The organism is Shewanella algicola (assembly GCF_014648035.1).
GTDB classification, from domain to species: domain Bacteria; phylum Pseudomonadota; class Gammaproteobacteria; order Enterobacterales; family Shewanellaceae; genus Shewanella; species Shewanella algicola.
Map to the genome: position 1 here is coordinate 1 of NZ_BMQI01000095.1, position 6,376 is coordinate 6,376.

The following is a 6,376-nucleotide window of genomic DNA, read 5'->3' on the forward strand; positions in this document are numbered from 1 at the left end:
AAAAGCCTTGGGTGAGCAGAGTATTACCTTGACTCACCGGGAGCGTCCATATATGTCTTAATTTTTTTCTTTCTTAATTTTTTTCTTAATTATTTTGGGCATTCTACTCCCAATGCTCTATAGCTTAACCTTTAAACATTGAACCATTTGAAATAATTTTTTCAACCAATTCTGATGAGTTACTTCTAACCATTGAAGAATTAATACTAAGCACTTCAAGAGCCAATGCCACACCTTCAAGGAACAATTTTATTGGTTCAATAAAACTATCTTTTTCCTCTAGCGAAATTCTTTGATAGGGCAGAAAGATTGTAAATTCGATATCTTTATCTTTTTTGAATACTGTGGGCCCTTTGATCTCAATTTCGTCTAATTCCGCCTTCGCACTTAAGCGAAACATCAACTCAAACTCCTCAGAATACTTTTCAATAAAAGCATCTGATGGCTCAATAAGCCTGGATAATTCGTCACCCACCCATTTTTGGAATTCATGGGAAAAGGGATAGTTAACTCCCGCTTGAATATATATCTGCCCAACAAACACTCTCATGGCTTATAACTCTTTTGATTACCAATAGGAACAATTCCAGTTCGATCAACAACATTTTTTATTCTCGCATTTTCAGCAGTTTTAGCTGCCCCGGTCGTTGTCTGCCCAAGATTCTTAACAACTTGGCCTTGAACATTACCTTTCCCGTGCGTTTTTTCTAACTTTCGAACCTGTTGATGAAGCCGTGTAGGTAACCCCGATGACTTCGTTACACGGTTTAAATCGGCTTTACCTACCTTATTTAGAGCCCCATTCACTTCAATATCATAAATGCCGAAATTGGAGACGGCATCATTGCTATTAAGGTTTACCTCCTTTGTAACATCAGGAAGCCTAGCAACCTTAAGTTTACGCTCAATATAGGCTTCAGTTCCAACTTTTCCTGCTACAACAGCTGCGCTTGTTAGATCACCTGTTTTTTGATATTCCTCATAACCTGCTTCTAATGCATCTATTCCAGACTTAATTCCATCAACAGTTTGCCCAATGGGTGTTAGCGAAAGCGCACCAGTCATATCTCCTTTATTCGCAGAGCTATAACCAGCGATAAAACTTGACGAATTTCCATAGCTAGTAGAACTATCCTTAATACCAATACTATTTTGCTTACCGACATCAGACTTGAAGCGCCCAGTGTTATTAGTAAAAGCCATTGCATCTTTGACATCGCTCTTACCTCCAGAAGTTACGTAAGTCGTACCATTACTGTCTTTACCAACTGTACCAACTCTTTTGCCATCAGCATCTGTAATAGCTTTTGTCTCACAGCTCTTCAAACTACCAGAGCAGTCAGACATGTTGTCTTCAGCCTGACAATAACCCGTCGGATCTGTCCCACTCATCGGGTTATTCAAAATATACGAATACGGGTTTGCGCTTTGACTATTCTCTGGGAACTGCAAAAACGGGTCAACACTTAAAAAACGGCCAACGTTGAAATCGTATATTCGCCCGTTCATGTGAATAAGCTCTTGATCAACCAAATGCTCATGGTCTGTATAGCCTTTAGTGACACCTTGCCAGCTAGTTAACAGATTATTACCTGCAGCGATGTCCCTTGGGCGACCAAATACATCATAACCACGGTGCTGTAATACGGCACCGGTTTTGGCATCCATCAAGGTATCGACACTGCCTAAGTGGTCGCGCAGTACATGTTGGAACGGTGATTGATTACCTAAGCTGCCCACATGGGCTTTCATCTTAATGGTGTGGTCACCAATGTAGGTTTTATCTACCGTACTGCTTAGGGTCACTTCACGCTCAAAACTGCCCACATAATACGTGGTCGATACCACACTACCGTTTTGCTGTTTAACCTGTTTATAGCGGTTACCATTCGCATCATAACTGAATGTGCTTTTTACATTATTACGCTCAACCATTACCGGTTTGTTTTGGTCGTTATAGCTTAACGTTGCCCCGTCACCCGGTTACCGTTATTGTCATAGGTGAAGCTTGGGTGCGATTGCGCTCAGCTGTGTTTGGCTTTTGGGGTTCAAAGGGGTTCCCCTTTGCCCGAGCAACTATCCGACCTTTTTGGCACAAAAAGTGGGATAGTTGCGTACCGGGTTACGTACTGGTCCCACATAATTGTGGGCTGCTTTTTGCTTCGCAGTCGATGACTGCGAAGCTGTACTTTTTCGCACTCACCAAGTGCGAAGTTAAGGTTTGTTTAGGCTTAGCCTAAACATTATCACGTCGTGAAAACAACTGACCATGCGGGTTTTATACTCTCACCATCTACGGTAATTTCATTTCAATACTAATGGGCTTCAAACATACATGTTGTTCAAACCTCAATTTATCAAATCGATATTTTGACTATTTCGCCTCATCCGTTTGCTCTCTAAAACGACCACTGACATGTTTAATGCCGCCACTGGCAGCGTAAGTGCCATCTGTGGCAGCAGTGCTGCCAATTAGGGCTAGATAGCGCTATTGGTAGAAACTACACTCCATAACTCGATACAAGCATAACCTCATGCTTGGCCGTTAATTTAAGTCTTACATTCTCAGCGATTAATAAAAAATCGGTCATCACTTTAAAAAGTAATGACCGACTCCCTGCTTATTTTGTGAGCATCTTATATTGTATTGACTCTAATCTGAGAGAATACGGTTAACGCATCATTTAACGAATATTGAACGCGTGCTTTATCACATATCCAATGAGTCGTTAATCTGACTGTCTTTGCGTGTTAACGCGTTTTCAAGCTCTGTATCGCCAGTATTACTCGTAATTTTTATTAGTGTTTTTCTGAGCTCCGCTGGCAAATCTGCACTAAAGGCTTTAATGATATGTTGCATGAACTCCGCCGCTCCCGCTCTTCCTTTTAGTATTAAGCGATTGTTCATGTGCTCCAACATTTTGTGTACTGGATACAATGCCTTAGTTGTCATTACGCTAAGTCTTTCTAAAATTGATTGTTTCTCAGCTATAGCGCTATCTAATTCTGTGTGTTTTTGCTGTTTAAGCAAAATCGATGTATCTAATTTCTTTTCTTTCTCTACCTTTACGTTCAAACGCTCATCAACTTCTTGTTCAAGCAGCATTTTTTTACTGAGTCTACGCTGCTTTTGTTGAACAACTATCTCAATATCAGATAGTCTTTCTTCTTGCTGAATACATTGTTGTTCAAGTGTGTCATGTTTTATTGTCAAAGCGTCATAACTTTCACTCACGTTAATAATTTTGCTCTCTACATCGTCAAGCACTTGTTTTCGCTCAGAAATTTTATCATCAAAACTTTTAAGCTGAATTTCTAAACTGTTTACATTTTCAAGCAGTCGAGCATGATAGTTGAATGCTCTATCACGCTTAGCCAATTTCGCTTCTCTACGCATTTGCTTTCGTTTTTCGGACTTACGAATAGATTCGGTATGAAACGCAGCATTGATGTCCTTCGGATGAAAGAGATGTTCATTGACGAACTCATAAAACATCTCTTGCATGTGATGCGCAACGTCACCCGCTTGTTCATAATTCAAACGCCCAGTTTCAGAAAATAAAGTCGCTGACATACCATCTCGTTTGAATAGAAACTCATTCACTTTTTTAATTTGTGCGATACGTAAATCGTATTCGCCTGTTAATGCATTTTGACCAGAGATAAAAGCATGTACATGCGCACCTGTGTTTTCATGTGCTAAGCGCTCATCATCATGCAGCAGCATTAATTTTATTGGATAATCTGGATAAAAATGAACGATAAACTCTTTCATTGTTTGCATCATTTCTTTACCGCTAACAATGTCAGTACCAATGCCATTCACAATGGGGATTTTGAATAATATTTCTTGAAAATTAGTAAAGTTTAACGTTTTTGGCTTATCGATAAGCGCATTATGAGCATTGATATAATTCACTAATTGCTCAGTTTTCTGTGACTTGCGCTTCATATCAAACAGATTAAATCGATATTTCGAGTGATGAACATTCACAACATTTTCAGACGCTAATATCTCGTTGATAAATACAATTCCAGCATCCCCCCTGTGTCAGGATAGTTGTCGCCTCAATTAATTTACAAATAAACAGGGAGCGGTAAGTTACAGCAAGTGAATTATCAAAGGCATTCCGATCAATTTAAAGAAGCTATATTAAACAAGTTTAGTCAAAGTGGTTTGTCGGTTCGTAAGTTTGCAGAGCAAGAAGGCATTAATCTCTCAACCCTGTATAGTTGGCAAAAGCAATTTAATACCTCAGGGTTAAACGTGTCAAAAGTCAGTTCATCGGATAAATGGTCAAGTGAAGAAAAGTTTTCAGTGGTATTGGAAACAGCCTCTCTGTCGGCAGTTGAGTTAAATGAATATTGCCGAGCTAAGGGGTTATATCCTGAGCAAGTCAACGGATGGAAGCAAGCTTGCATTGCCGGTAATACAAGCACAACACTGACAAGTAAAGCCAAGACAACACCTGGACAGAAGATTGACAAAAAACGCATTAACGAGCTAGAACGTGAGTTACGTAGAAAGGATAAAGCGTTAGCGGAAGCGGCTGCTTTACTCGTACTCGGAAAAAAGTTCGATGCCTATTGGAAGGAAAAAGAGGAAGACTGATTTCGCTGACCGATAGGCAGAAGCACGCGCAGTGGGTCAGTACAGCAGTAGCATCAGGCGCGAGACAAGATAAGGCCTGTGACGTGATTGGATTATCAAGTAGAACCTTACAGCGTTGGCGAATAGGCGGTGAGATTAGCGCAGATAAAAGGCCAACCGCAATGAGGCCAGAGCCTGGAAATAAACTGAGTCATGCTGAAAGACAAGCCGTGATTGATGTGTGTAATAGTGAAGAGTTTGCCTCATTACCACCAAGCCAAATTGTCCCGATACTCGCCGATAGAGGTGAGTATATTGCTTCGGAGTCGAGTTTTTACCGTGTATTACATACTAAAAACATGCTGCACCACCGAGGCAAAGCTAAGCCGAGAAATGTTCATAAAAAGCCAACCAGTTATACGGCTAAAAAAGCGAACGAAGTGTGGAGTTGGGATATCAGTTACCTGCCTACAACGGTGATAGGAAAACACTATTATCTGTACATGATTGAAGATATTTACAGTCGAAAAATCGTCGGTTGGGAAGTTCACTACGACGAAACAGGTGAGCAAGCAGCAGCACTACTAGAGCGCACCGTCTGGTCAGAGAAATGCTTAAAGAAAGACGTTGTGTTGCACTCAGATAATGGCGCGCCCATGAAGAGCCTGACGATGCGAGCTAAGATGTACGATTTAGGCGTTGTGACCTCACGAAGCCGCCCAAGGGTAAGTAATGATAATCCGTACTCAGAATCGCTATTTAGAACGGTAAAGTATCATCCACGTTGGCCTAGTGAAGGTTTTAAGTCGTTAGAAGCAGCACGTAAATGGGTCAATGAATTTGTTTGTTGGTACAACAACGAGCATCGCCATAGCAGGATTAAGTTTGTGACACCAAACCAAAGGCATGATGGTCTTGATGTTGGAATACTGGCGAAGCGAAAAGCGTTGTATCAGACAAAAAGAAATGAACATCCAGAGCGATGGTCAAAAGAAGAGCGAAACTGGCAGCCAATAGGCGCTGTGGCGTTAAATCCAGAGCAACATAAAGAAGCTGCTTAACAATTTAGGCGACAACTGTCTTGAAAAACGCCGCATCACAAAAACTGTCTTTTTTAATCCAATCGCTCAGTTTGTATTTTGCTCGAGATTTGATTTTGCCAAAATCACTCGTATTCGCTGTACTCAACAGAGGCGGCTCAACAACATCAAGCAACAATTGCTGTCTTTGCGCTTGAGTAAACGTATCAAGCGGAACGATACCGTCTGAAGTATCAATTAAATTCGCATGTGACAATGAGCTGTCCCATTCAACATCAATTTCATTTTTAGTGCGCATAAGCTCATGCGATTTATTTAAATATTTTTGTTTAAGCTCAAGCTGTTCCTTAAGTCGCAACGAATGAATTAATGTGGCTTTTCCAGTTCTGCGCCCCTTTTTATTCAAGCCGTAATTTGCAAAAGAATAGAATAAAGTACAATTTCTCATAGTCATTGCTCTACCCTCCAACATTCTGACTTAAAAGCATTTTTAGATGCTGTGTAATTAAATGAGGGTGACTAATGAGCAATTGCGATATCTGTGGCTCTGAAAGCTGAATATCAGCGTTCGCGACTGTGTTTGAAGTTGCTTTAACATCAGATGTGTTTCCATCTGCAGCTATAGGTTCATCAAGCTGTTTGGGTGCAAAAATGCCGCTGAATTGTTGTTCGACTTTATTCATGCATATTCCGGAGCATCGTGAACAGTGATTCCGGCCCATCGTGAACACCCGTTCTGGTTTTA

The 6,376-nt window shown here is 40.7% G+C and carries 6 protein-coding genes; 1 reads left to right on the forward strand and 5 read right to left on the reverse strand.

All coding sequences use genetic code 11. The annotated features are described in order from the left end of the window. Window positions 1-124 precede the first annotated feature (124 nt). The 3 genes from IEY42_RS21340 to IEY42_RS21350 form a co-directional block, all read right to left on the reverse strand. On the reverse strand, window positions 125-550 hold the full coding sequence (locus IEY42_RS21340) for a hypothetical protein (RefSeq protein WP_188927209.1): 426 nt from the start codon (window positions 548-550) through the stop codon (window positions 125-127). Next, the gene (locus IEY42_RS21345) at window positions 547-1,935 is read right to left on the reverse strand and encodes an RHS repeat domain-containing protein (RefSeq protein ID WP_188927210.1); all 1,389 of its coding nucleotides are present in this window, start codon (window positions 1,933-1,935) and stop codon (window positions 547-549) included. The genes IEY42_RS21340 and IEY42_RS21345 overlap by 4 nt, the downstream gene beginning before the upstream one ends. 775 nt (window positions 1,936-2,710) lie before the next feature. Next, entirely contained in the window at window positions 2,711-3,952 is a 1,242-nt protein-coding gene (locus IEY42_RS21350) for a hypothetical protein (protein WP_188927211.1), read from the reverse strand. Window positions 3,953-4,111: 159 nt separating this feature from the next. On the opposite strand from IEY42_RS21350, the gene IEY42_RS21355 reads away from it, so the two are divergent. Further along, window positions 4,112-5,652, forward strand: a protein-coding gene (locus IEY42_RS21355; protein ID WP_188927212.1) for an IS3 family transposase whose coding sequence is annotated in 2 segments (ribosomal slippage) — window positions 4,112-4,577 and window positions 4,577-5,652 — 1,542 coding nt in all. Because the reading frame shifts where the segments join, the coding sequence is not laid out codon by codon here. A gap of 4 nt (window positions 5,653-5,656) precedes the next feature. Here the strand turns inward: IEY42_RS21355 and IEY42_RS21360 are convergent. Both IEY42_RS21360 and IEY42_RS21365 read right to left on the reverse strand, forming a co-directional pair. Then, a complete protein-coding gene (locus IEY42_RS21360) occupies window positions 5,657-6,085 on the reverse strand; it encodes a hypothetical protein (protein ID WP_188927213.1) in 429 nt (142 codons plus the stop codon). Between the two features lie 4 nt (window positions 6,086-6,089). Next, window positions 6,090-6,314, reverse strand: coding sequence for a hypothetical protein (locus IEY42_RS21365; protein WP_188927214.1), 225 nt, complete (start codon window positions 6,312-6,314; stop codon window positions 6,090-6,092). Between the last annotated feature and the right edge of the window lie 62 nt (window positions 6,315-6,376).